General features: G+C 44.6%; 13 protein-coding genes and 1 tRNA gene. 3 read left to right on the top strand and 11 right to left on the bottom strand.

What is annotated here, in order from left to right:
- Window positions 1–28 precede the first annotated feature (28 nt).
- The 8 genes from MHH60_RS21365 to MHH60_RS21330 form a co-directional block, all read right to left on the bottom strand.
- Window positions 29–3,133: a PAS domain S-box protein gene (locus tag MHH60_RS21365; RefSeq protein ID WP_076133664.1), complete on the bottom strand. Its 3,105-nt coding sequence runs from the start codon at window positions 3,131–3,133 to the stop codon at window positions 29–31.
- A gap of 205 nt (window positions 3,134–3,338) precedes the next feature.
- Complete coding sequence (locus tag MHH60_RS21360; RefSeq protein WP_076133665.1) at window positions 3,339–3,896, bottom strand: DUF2812 domain-containing protein; 558 nt, start codon at window positions 3,894–3,896, stop codon at window positions 3,339–3,341.
- Window positions 3,893–4,222: a PadR family transcriptional regulator gene (locus MHH60_RS21355; protein ID WP_076133666.1), complete on the bottom strand. Its 330-nt coding sequence runs from the start codon at window positions 4,220–4,222 to the stop codon at window positions 3,893–3,895. The genes MHH60_RS21360 and MHH60_RS21355 overlap by 4 nt, the downstream gene beginning before the upstream one ends.
- Window positions 4,223–5,038: 816 nt before the next feature.
- Window positions 5,039–5,452: a MarR family winged helix-turn-helix transcriptional regulator gene (locus MHH60_RS21350; protein WP_248549275.1), complete on the bottom strand. Its 414-nt coding sequence runs from the start codon at window positions 5,450–5,452 to the stop codon at window positions 5,039–5,041.
- 188 nt (window positions 5,453–5,640) lie between these two features.
- Window positions 5,641–7,329, bottom strand: coding sequence for a dihydrolipoyl dehydrogenase (lpdA, locus tag MHH60_RS21345; RefSeq protein WP_076133668.1), 1,689 nt, complete (start codon window positions 7,327–7,329; stop codon window positions 5,641–5,643).
- A 57-nt stretch (window positions 7,330–7,386) separates the two neighbouring features.
- Window positions 7,387–7,827: an OsmC family protein gene (locus tag MHH60_RS21340; protein ID WP_076133669.1), complete on the bottom strand. Its 441-nt coding sequence runs from the start codon at window positions 7,825–7,827 to the stop codon at window positions 7,387–7,389.
- A gap of 171 nt (window positions 7,828–7,998) precedes the next feature.
- Window positions 7,999–8,082 (bottom strand) — tRNA-Leu (locus tag MHH60_RS21335).
- 123 nt (window positions 8,083–8,205) lie between these two features.
- The gene (locus tag MHH60_RS21330; protein WP_076133670.1) at window positions 8,206–9,021 is read right to left on the bottom strand and encodes an AraC family transcriptional regulator; all 816 of its coding nucleotides are present in this window, start codon (window positions 9,019–9,021) and stop codon (window positions 8,206–8,208) included.
- A gap of 121 nt (window positions 9,022–9,142) precedes the next feature.
- On the opposite strand from MHH60_RS21330, the gene MHH60_RS21325 reads away from it, so the two are divergent.
- Window positions 9,143–10,357: an MFS transporter gene (locus tag MHH60_RS21325; RefSeq protein ID WP_076133671.1), complete on the top strand. Its 1,215-nt coding sequence runs from the start codon at window positions 9,143–9,145 to the stop codon at window positions 10,355–10,357.
- A gap of 171 nt (window positions 10,358–10,528) precedes the next feature.
- Window positions 10,529–11,290, top strand: a complete 762-nt coding sequence (locus MHH60_RS21320; protein WP_076133672.1) for a methyltransferase domain-containing protein — start codon at window positions 10,529–10,531, stop codon at window positions 11,288–11,290.
- 91 nt (window positions 11,291–11,381) lie between these two features.
- Here the strand turns inward: MHH60_RS21320 and MHH60_RS21315 are convergent, their stop codons facing one another.
- Entirely contained in the window at window positions 11,382–12,560 is a 1,179-nt protein-coding gene (locus MHH60_RS21315; protein ID WP_232061515.1) for a CynX/NimT family MFS transporter, read from the bottom strand.
- A gap of 286 nt (window positions 12,561–12,846) precedes the next feature.
- On the opposite strand from MHH60_RS21315, the gene MHH60_RS21310 reads away from it, so the two are divergent.
- Entirely contained in the window at window positions 12,847–14,562 is a 1,716-nt protein-coding gene (locus MHH60_RS21310) for an ABC transporter ATP-binding protein (RefSeq protein ID WP_076133674.1), read from the top strand.
- Window positions 14,563–14,900: 338 nt separating this feature from the next.
- Here MHH60_RS21310 and MHH60_RS21305 read toward each other — a convergent pair whose 3' ends face one another.
- Window positions 14,901–17,216, bottom strand: coding sequence for an endo-1,4-beta-xylanase (locus MHH60_RS21305; protein WP_076133675.1), 2,316 nt, complete (start codon window positions 17,214–17,216; stop codon window positions 14,901–14,903).
- Window positions 17,217–17,509: 293 nt separating this feature from the next.
- Window positions 17,510–17,929 (bottom strand): hypothetical protein, encoded by a 420-nt coding sequence (locus tag MHH60_RS21300; RefSeq protein WP_076133676.1) that lies wholly within the window; start codon window positions 17,927–17,929, stop codon window positions 17,510–17,512.
- Between the last annotated feature and the right edge of the window lie 53 nt (window positions 17,930–17,982).

The following is a 17,982-nucleotide window of genomic DNA, read 5'->3' as shown; positions in this document are numbered from 1 at the left end:
ATCAATATATTAATCATAACCCTATTTGTCAATGATGCTCACCTAAACGAATTTGGGCAGACCATTCTCTTAATACCCGGTCGAGCTCTTTTATCGAGATGGGTTTAGAAATGAAATCCTGCATTCCAGCACTAAGACACATCATCTTATCTTCATCTCTTGCAAAGGCTGTAGCCGCAATGATGATTGGAGTCAGTCCAAGCTTCTCACGTATGATTCCCGTTGCTTCTATTCCATCCATAATAGGCATCTGAATATCCATAAATACCAAATCATAATGATTGGAAAGCACGGCCCGAACCGCTTCCTCACCATTTAAAGCGAGGTCAGGAACATATCCCCTCTTTTTCAGATAAGCCTGCATAAGCTGCTGATTCACAGGATGATCTTCCGCAATAAGAATGGACATCGGTCCATACTCACCGGCAGTTAACTCTTTAACAGCAGATTTATCATTTCTGACCACATCTGTTGAGGCGTTGACGGTCACTTTCTGATCCCATTCCTCTTTGGGTAGAGAGACCTCCACTGTAAAATAAAACTCCGAGCCTTCATCCTCACAGCTATTGACACCGATAGATCCGCCAAGAAGCTCGGCCAGCTTTTTACTTATGGCAAGTCCAAGCCCTGTTCCGCCATATTTACGATTGATCGACGGATGCAATTGCGAGAAGGATTGAAATAATAGACCTTGGCTGGAAACTGGAATCCCCAACCCTGTATCTTTTACGATAAATTTCACGATAAGATTTCCGGATGCCTCTGAGGCTTCTAACATAACAGAGATACTGATTTCACCTGTCTCCGTAAATTTCACTGCGTTCCCAACCAGATTTACGAGAATTTGACGCAATCTCGCCCCATCAGTCATGATGACGGCTGGAAGCTCAGGAGATAACTCGCTAGTAAGTAAAAGCCCTTTCTCCTTAACCTTCGGATAAAACAGTTCACAAACGTTCTGTATCACTTCATGCAAATCCACCATTTGCAGTTCAAGCGTCATCATGCCTGCTTCAATTTTGCTGAAATCCAGCACTTCATTCAGAATATGAAGCAATGCCTCTCCGCTTTTGTTAATGATCTGTGTGTAGTAGCTTTGCTCTTCATCCAGCTCCGTCCCAGATAAAAGATCAGCCATCCCAATAATACCGTTCATAGGCGTACGCAGCTCATGGCTCATGATCGCTAGGAACTCCGATTTTGCCCGGTCCGCTTCCTCGGCAGACTCCTTCGCCCGCACAATCTCCTTCTCCTCCGTGATATCACGAAAGACGACAACCGCCCCAATCCGTTCATCACCATCAAACAGTGGGGTCATTCGATATCTGACTAAAAAGCTTGAACCATCCTGCCTCCAAAACACACCCTCCCTATCTTCAATAGTGAGATTATTGGAGCGCGAAGGAAGCAGCGTCTTCTGAATTCCTGTAAAAGACTCGTTATCCAGCCAGGTCTGGTGAATCGCATGAAATTTGCTGTTTCCCCACTCAGTAGGATCGAAACCCAACATAGTAATGGCTGCTGGATTAATGAACATCGTGTTGCCTTCAAGGTTCATCCCAAATATGCCCTCAGAGACCGAATTCAAGATCAAGGCATACTCGTTACTTAATTTCTGTATTTCTTCAAAATGACGCGTACGTTCCCCAATGTCGCGGGTTACACAGACAAGCTCCTGATTCCCGCAGGTCTCAGAGTAAATATACCGCAGTGTCGTTTCTGTCCAAATACAGGTTCCGTCTTTGCAAATAAACCGGAGAATAACAGGCTCAAGCTTCTTCCCTTCCATACAATTGCTGAGATATGAAGTTAATTTGATTCTGTCCTCCGGATGTATGTAATCAATCCCTCTAGTTCCGTACATTTCTTCTGGTGCATAGCCAAACATAGTCTGGCAGATGGGTGAGGCATACAGATAGGTAAAGCTCCCGTCCGCTGCATTACGTGAAATGAAGTCCATAGAATTTTCTGAGATCAGACGATAGTTCTGCTCACTTTCCCGCAGTTGTTCTTCCATTCGTTGACGTTCGGTGACATCCTGGGCTATCCCGCTGATTTGCAGCAGTCTTCCTTCTTCATCCGTAATCACTTCCCAGTGCGCATCCAGAAACTTCAGCTCTCCATCCGCACTATGAATACGGACCGTTGCTTCGCCATTAGTCCCATTCTCCATGGATTGATGTACTAACCGTTCAAGTCTGATGAAATCGTCAGGATCAATGCAAGCAAAAACACGTCTGTAATCAAAATAAGAATGATTGCTCTCATCTTCCAAAAAGCCAAAAATATTACGCATCTCTCTGGAAACCGTCAGGCGTGATTTTGTCATGTCCCATTCCCAGGATCCCATCTTCGCAAGGTGTTGAGCTTTAGCCAGCATATCCTCGTATTTCTTGCGCTGAGTAATATCGCGACCAATGGTTAATATCTGTTTAACGGTCCCCTGCTCATCACGTACCACTTGGGAAGAACTCTCGATCCACAAATAATGTCCATCTTTATGACGGGCTCTACGAGTAAATACGTCCGTATCGGAATATATCTTACCTTGTTCAATCATCTCTAGAGCATCATCTACGTGATAATACTCGGGTCTTTTGGTACCTATCATTTCTTGTGCAGAATAACCTAACAGCAGCTCCACTGAGGGAGATACGTAATGCAGTGTCCCGTCAGGATCACCAAAAGAAATCATATCCGGTGTATTTTTCGTAATCAAATTATATAACTGCTCATCTTCCTGAATCTTTTGTTCAGCAAGTTTTCGGTCAGTGATATCCGTTAACTCAGAAATCAGGACATAGGGTTCACTAGAATTCTCCTGATAGATTAAAAATATATGTTGGGCTACCCAGATGATATCGCCATCCTTACGCAAGAACCGCCGTTCTTTCTCCAATGCAGTCCCAGGCTCAGCTAGCAAATCGTTCAGGATAACGGAATGATCGTTATTAGTTTTGTCTTCCGGATACACAAGATCCAGATAATTTATATTCAAAAGATCTTCTTCTGCATAACCAAACATTTGGCATAGCGCAGGATTCGATTGTAATAACGTCCCGTCCTTCGGAGAGACTACCGCAATCCCGATAGAAGACCGTAAGTATAGCTGTTTAAAAAGAAAATCAGACACCTGTAAGCCTCCTCTTTTGAAAATGGGGGACTATATTAACAAACTTGTAATAATTTCAGTATACCTTTTTTTCGGTAAATAAGCTTGATAGTTGAGTCCTAAATGATAGACTGGTAAATTTCGCAGTAAAACTCCGCAAAAATAAACAGCAAGTCTCCCTCTGAAAAGGAAACTTGCCGTGTGTGCATGTTACAACTCTAAAGTCCTATTCTATTATCAAATTTTCCAGTTGAAGCTTCTTAATTTTCTTACGGATAGGTGCACCAAGAATTAAAAAAGCGAGACCTAACAAAATCAACATTCCGCCCATTATTACGTTTACCATACTGAGATTCTGTGATGAGAAAGAATAATTTATTACACCAATCATCACATTAAATAGACCTAAAATCAACTCTAGCCACATTACAGATTTCCATAACCTGTTGATTCGCTTATAGTGTTTTATTCTGGATTCCAGATCTGTGTAAATATCAAACGGACCTTCCACTGACTTCTTTCTAAGGTAAACCCAGCGCATGTAAGTACTAACACAATCTATACCGTTTTCCTCTAAAAACTTGAGATATTTGATGCTATCCGTATGATCCGGCAAGTTATCTAAAAGCTCAATTCTATACGTGTACTCATTATTGGGAGTCTCTGTAAACACATATTTGCACCAGGATAATTCTGATAGAGCCATCCCCTTCGCAGACATTTCATTAAGCCACTTTTCTTCCTTCTCATAATCCCAAATCAGCTTGCGAACCACATGTTTCATTTGGACTCACCTCCAGCTATTCTCTTACCATTGGCTATCAATTCTTCCAGACGGATAATCTCTCCCTGAATCACTGACTTTCCTAAGCCGGTAATTTCATATTCTTTTCTGCGGGAACCTTGCTCTCCTTCCACTGCTTTTATCCAGCCTTTTTCCAGTAAAGTGTTAAGTGCTCCGTATAAAGTGCCCGCGCCGAGATCAACCCGACCGTTACTTAAGTCCTTCACATTCTGCATAATTGCGTATCCGTGCATTGCTGTATATAGAGACAATAAGATATAAAATACAGCTTCAGTTAATGCGCCTCTTTCTGTGCTTTCAGGCATCCTTTCATCCCCATTCTATTACTGTTGTCGATATATCGGCTTCCGTAATACCATTATTACGGAAGCCGATATAATTGTCAATACAAAAACACCCATTTTTTTCATCGCAGCGATCATGAGCGCAACAAGAAAACGCCTAGCAATTAACTTAGGACGGATTTTGGAGCGTTGCTATTTGACGGATAGATGGTCTCCGCATGAATGCTGCTGATTAGATGGACGCTGTTTATTTGCACGAAAACTAATTTATTTGCATGTATGCTGCTCATCTGGATGTCCACCACTCAGCAGCTAGTTACTCCCACCGTGGCAACTATTCCTTCCTCATTATGATGTATCGGACTCAAATGCAGCTATTTCCGAAAAATAGCGTGTTTTAGCTTACGTTCGGACTCAGATGCAGCTATTCGTCACCAAACACTCGCTTTTCACACGATTCCTTAGCAATAAGCACTATGCAGTCCGAAACCCCTGTAAAATGTGCCAAATATCAATAATAACGGCCATACGGTCCGTTAGCAGACACTACACTTAGCAGACACTACAGTCCGTTAGCAGACACTATTCAATAAGCTTTCGTGACGGGGTAATAGTCCAATCAACGCTCTGAATATATAGGTACTCCCCCACAAGATTCGCCTTTGATACTTTGATGTTCTAAACAAATTTACCGTTTCAACCATCTGATTATGGCGGACAATGTTCGTACATATACTAAAACTACACAAGTGTATACAAAAAAATAGGCCAGATAAGATATGTAAAAAAAGAACATACCCAACCTGACCTATTCTTTATTTTGTTCTGCATAGTTTTTTATGGTCTCTCTTTTGAGGCATTTTCAACCATGACACCTAGTACATTTTTAAACGTTTGAAGATCCTGTTCGGAAATATTGGTGATCGTATCATCTTTAAACTTTTCGGCAACTGGCAGTAAATCGAGATAGATCTGTACTCCCTTATCTGACAATTCCAACTGCTTGACTCGCTTATCCGCATGGGTGCCAGAGCGATGCAAGAAACCCTCAGATTCTAGTTTTTGAAGCAGCCTGACTACGCTGGGCTCTTTTATAGACATTTTATCTGCTAGTTCTCTCTGGGTAATGGATTCACTGGTATAGATGTAATACATCGCAATCCATTGGCTCCGGGTCATATTATACGGCCGAAATTCCTTTTCCAAGGCTTCCGCGAATATTTTTGCACTACGGTTTGCAATAAAGGCCATACAGTCATCTAAATTAAACAATGTTTACACCAACCAATCCCAACTGTTTTATCTTAAAATAATCAACTCTTTTCTAATTTATTATAGCAAAATATATTAAGGAAGCTGAACATACTTTTCAAGCGATCAAATAGTTTATTTATTTAGGCTGCAGTAGGGGATCCGTCTCCCGAGATACATAGAACAACTTATCCTTGATGCAACGCCCCAATTCCTAAACCGAATGCAGCTTCATGAATTACTTCCCCAGTAGTTGGATGGGCAAAGATTGTCTGTGTAATCTGTTGTTCCGTAAGCCCATTGGCAATCGCAAGTGTGAGACTACTAATCAGAGAAGACGCATCGGGACCAATGATAGACCCTCCCACAATCTTTCCGGAGCCATTATCTTTGATTAATTTGATAAAACCTTCCGGTTCATTCATAGTCAATGCTTTTCCATTACTTGCAAAAGATGCCTTACTCACACGATAGTCCAGCCCATTCTCCTTACATTCATCTTCCAACAGCCCGACGCTGGCAATCTCAGGAGAGGTGAAAATTACATTCGGTACTGCGGAATAATGCATATCTTGGGATTCGCCGAGTAAGGTGTTTACAGCTGTAATGCCCTGATGTGAAGCAACATGAGCAAGCTGTACAATGTTGGTTACATCGCCAATCGCAAACACATTCTCTACATTCGTACGCATTTGTTTATCAACGGCAATACCTTTACCACGTTCATTTAGTTGAATACCTGCTTTTTCGATATCCAGACCCTCTAGGTTAGGCTCGCGTCCAATAGCGACCAATACTTTATCACTAACAAGCAGATGCTCACCCTCACTATTCTCATAGGTTACAATCGCCTGACCATCATCCGCACGTTGGATTTTAGAAACCTTGGAGTTGGTGTGAATATGAATCCCAGCCTGCTGTGCTAAACACATAATTTCTACCGAAATATCACTGTCCAGCATTGTAAGCAGACGGTCCATAAATTCTACAACATGAACTTCAACTCCTAAGTTACGGTAAATAAAGGCGAATTCCATGCCGATAACCCCGCCACCGATGATAGTTATCACCTTTGGTAACTCATCGCAGGTGAGCGCTTCAGTACTGTTCATTACAAATGGCAGATCAATTCCTGGGATATTCACCTTGGAAATCTTCGAGCCTGTTGCCACAATGATATTTTTTGCTGAAATATGGTAACTATTTTCGCCGGTTACCTTCACTTCATGCGCCGATAGGAACGAAGCGTGGCCGCGAACCACCTGAACACCGTTTTTTTCCATTAAATAACCAACGCCGGAGACCAATTTCTCTTTGACTTCATTTTTACGACGAATAACCTGCTTCATATCCACTTGAAGATCAGAGCCTGTTGTTATACCAAACAAAGAGGAATTTTTTATGTTATGACAGATTTCAGATGATTTGACTAAAGATTTTGTAGGGATACAGCCAACATTTAAGCAGGTACCTCCTAATTCTTCTTTCTCAATCATCGCTACCTGAAGTCCTTTTTTTGCTGCATAAATAGCGGCAACGTAACCTCCTGGCCCTGCTCCAATGATAAGCAAGTCAGGGTTTATAGCATGTGTTTGTTGCACGGCGACTGCAGGTTGTGGGATAGATGATTGAACCGGAGCCTCATCCTGGATCGGATTTACTTCAAATAAGACTTGATTTGAGGCAATCTCGCTACCCTCTTCAAATAATATATTGATAATAATGCCCTCTTCTGCCGCTTCAATTGATCTGTTGCCTTTTCCAGTTTCAATCTGTACCAAGGTATCTCCTGCAGATATCTTGTCACCGATATTTACATTTATCTTGCCTGCTTTCCCCTTTTTCCCACCTGGAATCATAGACATTTTTATTTCCATCGTTAAGCTCCTCATATCCTTGAGGGGTCTCATAAAGAGCCCCCTCAAGCGAATGTATTAGTGAATGACTACGCCTGCTTTTACCAGCTTCACACCGTTAGCAAGACAATCTCCAACAGGACATGTCTTCTCGATAAAGTCCGCAAAAGCATCTGCTTTTTCTTGGCTTTCGTTGGTTTTAAAATGCATAACAAAACGAATTTCTTGGAAACCATTTCTCACATCTGCAAGACCCATGAAACCATCCGGATCTAAGTCTCCTTCAAGTTCAACATAAAATTCTTCGAAGCTAAAACCGTTAGCGTCTGCAAAGGCACTAGCGACAATGGACTGACATGCACCAAAAGCACACAATAATGCCTCGACGGGATTCAAACCAACATCGGTCCCCCCCAAATCCTCTGGTTCGTCCATAATAATCTTAAAACCTCTAGAATTCGTTTCAACTTGCATTCCATTAGGCAGTTTTTTAGCTGTCGCTTTAAAAGTAGTCAACATATGTATTACCTCCTCCTTAAGATTGTGAAAATAATAACATAGTAATCGGCGAATATCAATACTTAGCTAAGTAAGTATTTTTTGAAGATGAACTCGACCATGATTCAATAAAAAAACAGGTTTCCAATCTACCTGAATAGGTAAATCAGAAACCTGTTTTTGTTGATAGGATGCGGTCAAGAGGACTCGAACCTCCACGATATTGCTACCACTGGCACCTGAAGCCAGCGCGTCTGCCAATTCCGCCATGACCGCATATTATGTAACTGGCGTCCAAAACCGCCTGTACATAATACTATACTCCCTCTGCACTTAAAACGCAAGGTTTTTATATTAGTTTCATATAACACATAAACAAACTAAGGGCTTCTCACCTATTTAAATCAAATAGGCTTGTTGCTGGCGATATTGTTCAGGCGAAACGCCCATGAATTTCTGGAAGGTACGGTAAAGCTGGCTTGGACTCGCAAATCCTACATCTAAGCTGATATCCGTCACAGTCTGCCTCGTAGAGCGAAGGCGCCGTTTCGCCTCATCAACTCGGATTACCAACATGTATTGATACGGAGAATACCCTATTTGGGCTTTGAAAGTACGGATGAAATGGTACCGGCTCATACCCGCAATTCCCGCAAGCTTATCGATTGAAACGGGCTTCATATAACAATCCCGCATATACTCAAGCACCCTGACAAGATGAGGATCGTCACAGTCCAAAGGGGCCTTCTTTAATGGGGTATTCAAGTCGGTCTGGTGATTGCCCTGTAAGACTTGGGATAGATAACCCAAAACCTCAGCTTCCGTCTCTTCGATCAAGCCCGTCTCTAACCGATCCGCTGAGCAAAGGGTCAGATTCCATTTACGGTGATGCTGAAGCAGTTCGTCGACATTCAAATATTGCTTCATCACAGGCTCCCAGGGGCGGTCAAGTTCCCAAATCTCAGGAAGATTCTTCAGTTGGATGATCACCACACCATCTCCGTTTCCGATCTGAAACGAATGTCTGTCATGCGGGTACTGGATCAGGGCTTCTCCCCTTCTCAATTGATAAGAACGATTCTCCAAATCAAAAGCACAAGAACCGTAAACAGGTACGGTAATCTGATACATATTGTCGTGGCAATGTTTTTCGTTGGCGAAGCTATTCTCAATTCTCCACAATTCAATCCGTGGAGTCGTCATGTGTATTTGCATGGTCACTCACCCGAGTTCAGTATAGCAAAAAATGCTCAGAAGAACAGCACCAATCGCGACGACAGATCAATCAGACGTACGCTAAGCTACCAAATAAGACAATCGGTAAAGGATGGTTCCTATGAAAATCGCATCAAGCCCTGCCTTGGCAGCGGCCCGCTCGTACTCTGTCTATGCCTTGATTGGCGTGACCCTCGCACATCTGTTAAATGACGCGATGCAGTCTGCTGTTCCAGCAGTTTTCCCATTACTGCGGCAGACGCTTGGCCTCAGCTTTGTTCAGGTTGGCTGGATTGCCTTTATGCTCAACGTTACCGCCTGCATATTGCAGCCGTTCATCGGCAGTATAACAGACAAACGTCCCATGCCACTGCTGCTGCCGGGTGGTATGTTGTTCTCTCTAATTGGCATAATTGGTATGGCTTATTCTTCACATTTTGCCGGACTACTCATATCAGCCATGCTGCTTGGTATCGGTTCCTCCGTGCTGCACCCGGAATCATCCCGCGTAGCTCATCTGACTGCCAGCAAAGGCAGTGGTCTGGCCCAATCTGTGTTTCAGGTCGGAGGCAATACCGGTCAAGCTCTGGCTCCGCTCGCTGTTGGTTTTCTCGTCATCCCTTTTGGCACAAAAGGGCTAATTATGTTTGCCTTTGCTGCTGTACTTGGCATCGCTTTACAGTACGCAGTCAGCCGTTGGTATAAGCAGCAGCTAGAGACACCGAAGACAGTCAAGACCACAAAAGTGGCTGTAAAGCATTCACGTGGCTTCGTCGCACTGGCGATTGGCTTATTGATCGTATTGCTGTTCTCCAAATTCGTATATATCGCCAGCATGACCGGATACTATTCCTTCTATTACATAGAACGTTTCCAGCGACCGTTCGAAGATGCACAGATCCCATTGTTTGTCTTGCAATTTGCAGGTATACTCGGCACTTTACTCGGCGGACCGCTTGCCGACCGCTTTGGGCGCAAAAAAATTATCTGGTTTTCCATAGCGGGTACAGCACCTTTTTCATTACTGTTACCTTATGCTACACCTTTCTGGTCTTTTATTCTTTGTGGCCTGATTGGCGGCATCCTCATGTCCGGCTTCTCGGTAATTATTGTATACGCCCAGGAATTATTACCTGGCAAAATTGGGACCGTATCCGGCTTGTTTTTCGGTCTGGCATTTGGCTTGGCTGGACTCGGTTCTGTTATCATGGGCTGGCTAATCGATCAAACGGATGTTTCCTTCGTCATCCATCTATGTGCTTACCTGCCACTGCTTGGGCTCCTAGCTATATTTTTGCCAGCAGATGCCAAGCTTAGGGGACATACCCTCGGATAACAGTCAGAGGTACAATTTTACTCGCCTAGCCTCATACTCATAGGCACAACCAATCAATATTATTCAGTTTATATATTTCTATTATAAGATCTCATATGGTACAACATAGATAAAGTATGGCGTTATGACGGAGATGTCTGAATAATCTATCAATAGAAAGGATGAATACTTATGAACCAGCAGTGGAATACCCAAACCTATGATACTGATATGGCCTTTGTATCTCAGTTTGGAGAATCTTTGATTGAGCTGCTTCACCCACAGCCTGGCGAACAGATTATCGATTGGGGCTGTGGAACCGGGGATTTGGCGGCAGCCATAGCTGCTAGTGGCGCCACTGTGACAGGTATTGATGCCTCTGCCGAAATGATTCAGACAGCCCGTGACAAACATTCCCATCTAAGCTTTGTCTTAGCTGATGGGCAAACTTATGTCGCGGAACAGCCAGTCGATGCTGTGTTCAGCAACGCTGCCCTTCACTGGCTAACAGACGCAAACGGAGCGGCGACGTCCATCGTTGCCAGCTTGCGGGTAGGCGGCCGTTTCGTGGCCGAGTTCGGTGGACTGGGCAATATTGCTTCCATCGTCGCTGGCCTTCCACAAGCTTTTGCAGCCATTGGCTGTAGTCATAAGCTGCATTTGCCCTGGTACTTCCCAAGCATTGGCGAGTACGCAACTCTACTAGAGAAGCACGGACTGACCGTGGACCTCGCTCTTTGTTTTGACCGGCCAACACCACTGGAAGGCTTGGAGCAAGGATTTCAGCGGTGGTTGAATACTTTTGCCGATGGAATCTTAAGTGTGCTCACACCCACTGAACGCGCAGAAGTTCTCTCTTCTATGGAACAGAAACTGAAACCCACGCTATATCAGGACGGCCGCTGGGTAATGGACTATCGCAGAATCCGGGTTGTTGCTTACAAACGAAGCTAATATAGATGAGAATTACTGCCCTTGTTCAATAACCAAAAAAAGAGTGCACTGGCGCTTAGTACGCGTTAGTACACTCTTTTTACACGAGATTCTATTTTCTATCTCCAACATATCGATCACTGCCAGCGCCAAGTCCGACAACCATCAACAGCACACTTGCACCCAGCAGTAAAATCAATGGCACTGTCCAGCTGTTCGTTACATCATGCAGCCAGCCGAATAATGCCGGTCCCATTGCTGCCAGTACATAACCCACAGATTGGGCCATTCCTGACAGCTCCGCCGCTTCTTGCGTGCTTCTTGTTCTTAGACTGAAGAACATCATCGCAAGACCGAAGGCAAATCCTCCGGCAATACCAAAGCATACCGCCCAGACAGCCATTAAAGCGCCGCTGCCTTGCCAGATGCCACCTAATGCGATGAAATAAAGAACAGCAGTGATTATAACTAGAATACGTTGGTTCTTCATCCGGCCTGCCCACAGCGGTACGAAGAAAGTAAAGGGTAGCTGTGCCAATTGCATGAGCGAGAGAAACCAACCCGCATTACTCGACGACATTCCCCGTTCACCGAGGAGAACCGAAAACCAGGCAATAAAGACGTAATAAAGGAGTGACTGTAAGCCCATAAAGATCGTGACTTTCCAAGCAAGAGATGAACGCCACATATTTTTGCTTGAGGCTGCACGCTTAGAGCCGGTTCCTTGATTAAGCTTACGCATTTGCGGAATCCAGAACACTGTTGCTAGAGCTGCGATCATAAACCAGATGGCCAAGGTCCCTCTCCAACCGAATCCAGCATTCGTTGCCAGCGGTACACTAATTCCTGAGGCAATAGCTGCGCATAAATTCATAGAAACCGTGTAGATACCTGTCATTAGCCCGATTTTGTGAGGAAACTTCCCTTTAATAAGACCTGGAAGCAGTACATTACACACGGCAATGGATAATCCAAGTATAGCAGTACCTGTGAATAACAGACCTGCTCCAGATCCCGAGCGAATTAGAATTCCCATAGCCAGCATGACCATGGCAACTAATAACACATTAGCTAAACCAAAACGGCGGGCCAGCTTTGGAGCAAACGGGGACAAGATGGCAAAAGCCAATAATGGTAAAGTAGTAATAGCTCCTGCTAGAGTATTGGATAAGCCGAGGTCATCCTGAATCAATTGTATTAATGGACCCACAGAAGTAAATGGAGCCCGCAGCGCTGCAGCGATAAAAATAATTCCCAGCACAAGCAGCCAGCGATCATATTTGCTGTCCATTAAGCTATTTTTCTGAATGTGTCCTTCGCTTTGTGAAGCTTTCATCGTGTATCCTCCTAAATTACAAACAAATAACCCCGCCAAGCACAGAGCTTGTCAAGGATTTGAAATATTTTAAACACTATGAACCATCATCTACTATTCTATTAGAAGTTACAACCCTTAAGTAATTTTATACCCGAATTATTGACAAAACCGCTGACCATCTTTAGTATCCATATCATCGGGTAGTTGAGAATTAATTTCAATTGGACTCATATTTAAACCACAGAAAAGAGTGAACAGAATGCTTCGAAGGTTTTTTTCCTACTATCGTCCGTATAGAAAACTATTTATATTGGATTTCTCCTGCGCTGTTTTTGCGGGACTGCTAGAACTGGCTTTTCCGGTAGCCGTCAATAAATTTATTGATGATTTACTTCCTGGTCAAGATTGGCCGCTTATTCTTATCGCTTGTGTTGCGCTGCTGGCGATTTACGCCTTAAATACAGTGATGCAGTATATTGTCACTTACTGGGGTCACATGCTGGGCATAAATATCGAAACTGATATGCGCAAAAAAATGTTTGACCATATTCAGAAACTCTCGTTCCGATTCTTTGATAATAATAAAACAGGCCATCTAATCGGAAGGATCACCAATGACTTAAATGATATCGGCGAAGTGGCGCATCACGGTCCTGAGGATGTATTTATTGCAATTATGACCCTTGTCGGAGCCTTTCTCCTAATGGCTGATATTAATCTGAAGCTGGCGATCATTACTTTTATTATCGTTCCAATTATGGCTTGGGTAATCATCTACTTCGGCCGCAATATGACTTCAACTTATCGCCAGCTATTTGGAAATGTAGGCAGTTTCAATGCCCGTATCGAAGACAATGTCGGTGGAATTCGGGTCGTGCAATCTTTTGCCAATGAGCAGCATGAACAAGACTTATTCGCAGTAGATAATCAAATGTTCCGCAAAACAAAACTTATGGCTTATAAAATCATGGCTAGAAGCTTGTCCGTCAGCTATATGATGACCCGCCTCATTACTATCCTGGTGATGATCTGCGGCGCATGGTTCTTCATCAATGGCGAGCTGCAAATCGGTGAATTTGTGGCGTTTATCTTGTTGTCGAATATCTTCTTCCGCCCTATCGAGAAAATCAATGCAGTGATCGAAAGTTATCCTAAAGGAATTGCCGGCTTCAGACGTTATCTGGAGATCATTGACACGGAACCTGACATCAGTGACAAACCGGATGCCGTGGAGATCAACGCTTTGCGCGGTGATATTACATTCCAGGATGTATCTTTTGGATACGAAGAGAATCGTCCGGTTCTGCAAAATATAAGCCTTAACGTAAAGGCTGGCGAAACCATTGCCTTTGTTGGGCCGTCCGGCGCAGGCAAAACAACAATCTGCAGCCTGCTTCCGCGCTTCTATGATGTCACAGCCGGGGCCATCACGATTGATGGCATCGATATCCGTGACATGAAGCTGGAATCGCTGCGCAAACAAATCGGGATCGTGCAGCAGGATGTTTTCCTGTTCTCCGGGACGATTCGCGAGAATATCGCCTATGGGAAACTGGATGCAAAGCTGCCTGAAATCTGGGAAGCTGCGCGACGTGCTCATCTGGAGGAGCTCATTCAGAATCTGCCAGATGGAATGGAGACAGTCATCGGGGAGCGCGGTGTGAAGCTGTCCGGTGGACAAAAGCAGCGCCTGGCTATCGCTCGCATGTTCCTCAAGAATCCGCCGATTCTGATTCTGGATGAAGCTACTTCCGCGCTGGACACAGAGACCGAAGCCGCGATTCAGCAATCCCTGGCTGATCTGTCCGTAGGCAGAACCACACTCGTTATCGCTCACCGTTTGACGACGATCAAAAATGCCGACCGGATTATGGTCGTGAATGAAGAAGGAATCGCTGAGCAAGGCAGACATGAGGAATTAGTCCATGCTGGTGGAATTTACAGCCGTCTGCATCAGGCGCAATATAACTTTTAAAAAGTATTTGCCACAGCTGGGCAAAAATGAAGCCAGCCTAGTCACCATGTTTTTGGCGACTAGGCTTACTTTTTCGCATAACTCCTCTATTTGCAGCAAACGTGATGCTTGATTAAGGAATTCCTCCCTGATTTTCTTTGGTTTATTGCCCTCACACATGCAATCAGGGAAAACCTCCCGCAAATTCACCCCAATTTGCTCATAATAGTGGTATTCAGGCGATATTTAGGGAGAATTTCCCTGAAAAGCTAAGTAACCAGCATAAAACAGCTATTTTCAGGGAGGGTTTCCCTAAAAATTAAAAACGGCACAATTAAAGCCCAGTTCCCCTAGTTGCGCTATTGCGGCTCTGTTCCCCATACCAGCACTCCGTTCCGATAAAGGGTCACCTTGTTCCAATCCGCATAAGCGGTCTGAAGTGAATTAAACGAATAATCATTGGCCTCGTTAAAATTGCTCCAATCTGTCTTGTGTATCCGGGTCTGAATATCCCCGGAAGTTCCTCCAGCGGCAAGCATGCCCGCACCTGCGTTGAATTTCACTTCCAAATAGTAATCTGCTCCCGTTCGAGACGTGTCCAGCTTTACAAAGCTACCTGCTACTTTGCTGTTGCCGATCTGGGCATAATCGCAGAAAAAGGATTGCGGCTTGTCTCCGTCGATCGTATACCAGTAACGGATGCTCAGCTCGCTAAGATCGACTGCAGTTGTGCCGTTATTTTTAATATTAAAATAGGGCTTCATCTGGTTGTCATTTGGGTTAGTATCCGCTGCCCGATACGCCACTGCAAGCCCGGTGACCGGTTCGACAGGCCCCGAGCCTTGCGGTGTAGCCATCGCTTGTACAGAATTGCTGCTCGTACCCGCACTATTGACAGCATTCACAACATAATAATAAGTCGTTCCGTTGCTAACCGCCGCATCGCTATAGCTCGTCCCGGCAGCCGTAGTCAGAGTGGTATAGGGGCCACCACTCGTAAGTGACCGTTTCACCGTATAGGAAGTTGCGCCCGCCGAGGTGCTCCAGCTAAGATTCACGAGCCCATTGCCTGCAGCTGCATTCAAGTTAGCAGGAGCTGCTGGAACTACGGGAGCTGCCACTGTCTCCAATACAGACCAATAAGCTGGCTTGGACTGTAGGCGCTCATCGAACAATAAAGGCCAATTGTTACGGGCTACCGGATAGGTGCGCAGCCAAGTATTACTGTCATCCTTCCCCCAGAGAGTGACATTCGTGACCGTATCCGTGTGCCGCAGGAAGATCTCAAATAATGATTTGTATAAAGCCGCTTGGCGCTGCTTCAAATGATCTGGGAAGGTCTCATAGGCTTGAGAATTATCTGAATACACACTAATATCCAGCTCAGTAATATGAGTTTCCAGCCCTAAAGCCTTGAATTTGATAATCGAATTCTCGATTTCAGAGAGCGAAGGATAATACAAGCTGATATGCGTTTGATGCCCTACTCCGTCAATAGGAACCCCTTTAGCCTGAAGTCGTACAATCAGATTGTATAGTGCTTGGCTTTTGGCTGGCTCATGCGTATTGTAGTCATTGATGAATAGTTTTGCGTTAGGATCAGCTTCATGAGCGAACTGGAACGCCTTCTCAATATACTCTTCACCCGCGATCTGGTACCACAGGCTGCGGCGCATGCCATCAGATTGCGAAGTGTCAATCACTTCGTTGACGACATCCCAAGCATAGATTTCACCTTTATAACGTTCCATAACGGTCTTAATATGACTCTTCATCCGCTCATATAACACTGTTTTGGAGACCAAATTACCATTGGCGTCACGGAATACCCAATCCGGTGTCTGCGAATGCCAGACCAGGGTATGTCCACGTACCTGCTGTCCATTTGCGGTAGCAAAAGCTACTGCCGTGTCAGCTTCAGCGAAATTAAACACACCTTCCTGCGGCTCCGTGCTGTCCCATTTCAGAACATTTCCTGGCGTCACACTATCAAAATGCTTGGCCAACAATTGCCGATCCGGAGCTGTCAGCAGCTCACTATTCGTAAACGCCGAGCCGATCAGAAATTTGTTTGCAAACACATCCTTCAGCGAAGGAATCGCATCCTCGATGACAATTGGACCGAGATCCGGTAGCTTTTCCAATCGAAAATCATCCAAATAAAAAGAAGTTGTCGCGCTACCCGGCACTTCAAAATAGATAGAAAGTTGATCTGCCGGCTCCAATAGCTTGTACTGCGCCTGAAGCTTCACCCAACCGTTCGCTGTCACTGCACCAAAGGTCAAATTATCATAATGAATGGTAGAAGGTAATGTCCGCTGCAATGACATATAGATATTCGCGTTAGATGATCCGGCAGGCAGCTTCACCCATCCAATAAACACATAAGTTTGTCCCACTTCCAGCTGGCTAGTCACATCCAGTGAAGGTCCATGCCACGTTTTTGTTCGGCCGCTTACCTCCAGGCCATATGTGCCGCTGCGTGCCGCATCTGTTTTGGCTGTAAGCACCTCAACTTCCCCACGTCCACTCCAACCCTGAACAGTGCCATCTTCAAAATCGCTTTGCTGAATAAGCGTGTTCTCCGCATGTGCGGGTGCAGCCCAATACGCAGGTACAAGCAAACATAAAACCAAAACAAAATTAAGCGCTTTCAAAAGAGTTCCTTTTTTCATCGCTACGATTCTCCCTTCTGAATTAGGTTCGAACCTTATGGCTTCGTTTCTTCCTGTTCCCCGATACCGCTCGGGCCACACCACCTTCCTCATAAAAAAATCAGAGCCGATCCTCAGGAGGAACCAAGCTAGGCAGGTCATCCATGAAGTATGGGCTCTATATCGCCATAATATCACATTTGTTTCCATTTATGGAACTAAAATTAATTATTTTCGATCTTATCTTACTTAAGCTGAACGGATCTGCGTTATCAGATCCGTTTAGCGCCGAAAAAACCCAAGAGACGACACCATTATGGTGTTGTCTCTTGGGTTACATAACATGTGGCTGAATGTACGGGATTTTTACCGTTCATTTCGCCACTTTCAGCTGGATCAGCATAATGTACGGGAATTCTACCGTTCATTTCGGCGTTTCCAGCTGGATCAACGCATTGTACGGGATTTTTACCGTACAATTCGGCACTTCCAGCTGGATCCGCGCATTGTACGGGAATTCTACCGTTCATTTCGCCACTTCCAGCTGGATCCGCGCATTGTACGGGAATTCTACCGTTCATTTCGGCGTTTCCAGCTGGATCCGCGCATTGTACGGGAGTTATACCGTTCATTTCGCCACTTTCAGCTGGATCGACCAATTGTACGGGAATTTTACCGTACAATTCGGCACTTCCAGCTGGATCAGCATAATGTACGGGAGTTCTACCGTTCATTTCGCCATTTCCAGCTGAATCGACCAATTATACGGGAGTTATACCGTTCATTT

The organism is Paenibacillus sp. FSL H7-0716, from assembly GCF_038002705.1.
GTDB lineage: Bacteria > Bacillota > Bacilli > Paenibacillales > Paenibacillaceae > Paenibacillus_AQ > Paenibacillus_AQ odorifer.
This window is presented reverse-complemented; position numbering and strand designations above follow the sequence as displayed.

What these genes read in the sequence shown, in the direction of transcription:
- MHH60_RS21340 (WP_076133669.1), bottom strand. Translation starts at nt 7,827, where the DNA reads ATGTTGACTACTTTTAAAGCGACAGCTAAAAAACTGCCTAATGGAATG.
- MHH60_RS21360 (WP_076133665.1), bottom strand. Translation starts at nt 3,896, where the DNA reads ATGAAACATGTGGTTCGCAAGCTGATTTGGGATTATGAGAAGGAAGAA.
- MHH60_RS21330 (WP_076133670.1), bottom strand. Translation starts at nt 9,021, where the DNA reads ATGCAAATACACATGACGACTCCACGGATTGAATTGTGGAGAATTGAG.
- lpdA (WP_076133668.1), bottom strand. Translation starts at nt 7,329, where the DNA reads ATGGAAATAAAAATGTCTATGATTCCAGGTGGGAAAAAGGGGAAAGCA.
- MHH60_RS21305 (WP_076133675.1), bottom strand. Translation starts at nt 17,216, where the DNA reads ATGAAAAAAGGAACTCTTTTGAAAGCGCTTAATTTTGTTTTGGTTTTA.
- MHH60_RS21350 (WP_248549275.1), bottom strand. Translation starts at nt 5,452, where the DNA reads ATGGCCTTTATTGCAAACCGTAGTGCAAAAATATTCGCGGAAGCCTTG.
- MHH60_RS21355 (WP_076133666.1), bottom strand. Translation starts at nt 4,222, where the DNA reads ATGCCTGAAAGCACAGAAAGAGGCGCATTAACTGAAGCTGTATTTTAT.
- MHH60_RS21315 (WP_232061515.1), bottom strand. Translation starts at nt 12,560, where the DNA reads ATGGACAGCAAATATGATCGCTGGCTGCTTGTGCTGGGAATTATTTTT.
- MHH60_RS21325 (WP_076133671.1), top strand. Translation starts at nt 9,143, where the DNA reads ATGAAAATCGCATCAAGCCCTGCCTTGGCAGCGGCCCGCTCGTACTCT.
- MHH60_RS21300 (WP_076133676.1), bottom strand. Translation starts at nt 17,929, where the DNA reads ATGAACGGTAGAACTCCCGTACATTATGCTGATCCAGCTGGAAGTGCC.
- MHH60_RS21320 (WP_076133672.1), top strand. Translation starts at nt 10,529, where the DNA reads ATGAACCAGCAGTGGAATACCCAAACCTATGATACTGATATGGCCTTT.
- MHH60_RS21310 (WP_076133674.1), top strand. Translation starts at nt 12,847, where the DNA reads ATGCTTCGAAGGTTTTTTTCCTACTATCGTCCGTATAGAAAACTATTT.